This window comes from Alistipes sp. DJF_B185, from assembly GCF_964250025.1.
In the GTDB taxonomy this organism is placed as follows: domain Bacteria; phylum Bacteroidota; class Bacteroidia; order Bacteroidales; family Rikenellaceae; genus Alistipes; species Alistipes finegoldii.
Map to the genome: position 1 here is coordinate 1 of NZ_CAXUDY010000073.1, position 1016 is coordinate 1016.

Sequence of the window (1016 nt, forward strand, 5' to 3'; positions counted from 1 at the left end):
TCGTAAAGCGGCGTTCGTTCACGACGGTCTATCATCGTCCAGAAAAGATAGACGCTTTGTAAAGTAAGGGTCGGATCTTGGGCAAGGTTAGTGGTGAGACTCCGGGCAAAGGAGAGCGTACTTTCCATGACGACCTTGTCGGCTTTCATGGGCACAAAGACAGCGTCCAGCGACGCGAGCAGCCGAATGACACCTTCGGCATTGACCGTTCCCGGCAAGTCGTAGAGAATGATACGGGGATGGTAGCCGCTTTGCAGCAGCCGCTCGACTTCTTCGGGGGCTTCAGGCGGCATACATTTCAGCACAGGCCAGAGCTTGCGGCCCGTCGCTTTGAATTGACGTACCAGCAACAGCTTGTGGTAATCGTCATGCTCGATGAGCGACAGTTCCCGCTCACGTTGCGCCTGAACGGACCATTGGGGATAGTCGCAGTCTACGACCAGCACGTCATAGCCTAATGTGTAGTGCAGATGACTGGCGAGTAACATCGTAAATGTCGATTTCCCGATGCCCCCTTTTTGATTGCAGATCGAAATGCTTGCTTGTTTCATTGCTTGTGTGTTTAAATGGTTGTTTGGGTAACTATGCGTCTGTCAAATCATTTATATATACTACCTTATATTTGGACGAATAATTGGATGATTATTCGGTCTGCCGCCCTTTCGTTCCTTTGCGCAGATACTCGGTTAAAGATTCGGGTATCCGTCTGAACCGATACTTATTTTGCGATTCGCGCAGTTGCCCGAATAATCAATCCTGCCGCAATATACAACAGGGTAAAACGCTTCGGTTCCGATGTCCGCTCCAGTCCGCTCCAGTCCGCACCGATGGCTTTTTTTTGCCCCGAAACGGTTGTAATATTGCACCGGGAACAGACCCGGCTATGGAAACCGTAACGGAGGATTTTCAAAACTTCTCTCAAAGATTCTCCGGCGCGGATTTTTGTTGTCGCCAGACAACAGCGAGCTGTACCTTTGTATGCCGAAAAGTTTTTCGGCATACGAAAGGTGCTCGCT

2 protein-coding genes are annotated in these 1016 nt (G+C 50.2%); both read right to left on the reverse strand.

Annotated elements, in window-relative coordinates; translation table 11 throughout:
- The coding region (locus tag ACESTR_RS16220) for a ParA family protein (RefSeq protein WP_373179452.1) at window positions 1-551 on the reverse strand (551 nt) is incomplete at its 3' end.
- 167 nt (window positions 552-718) lie between these two features.
- Window positions 719-1016 (reverse strand): hypothetical protein (locus ACESTR_RS16225; RefSeq protein ID WP_278734844.1); only part of this gene is annotated, 298 nt, incomplete at its 5' end.